This is a genomic window from Staphylococcus sp. AC872, assembly GCF_979255425.1.
Window position 1 is genome coordinate 1 of record NZ_CEEDKW010000067.1, and the last position, 260, is coordinate 260.

General features: G+C 41.9%; 1 pseudogene. It reads right to left on the bottom strand.

Going from position 1 to position 260, the window contains the following annotated elements:
- Positions 1-260 (bottom strand): annotated as a pseudogene (locus ACZ267_RS12950) (cell wall anchor protein); the annotation flags it as partial.

The window sequence follows — 260 nt, forward strand, 5'->3', positions numbered from 1 at the left end:
TGTGTTTCACTTGCGCTTATTTCACTTCCATTTTGAACGCCTTGATAATTCACTGTCACTGCTCCACTTGTATTATCAATACTTATTCCTGTTGGAACTTCATTTAATGTCCATTGGTTGCCTACTTTGGTTGCGACAACTTCTTTTGGATCTCCATTTGGCGCCACATAATGGACTGTCATTTTATCCGCATCACCTTGTGGTGTGACTGTTACACTTGCATTTGTTTCATCTTGGGTAACAACTGGAGCCGTCGGCGT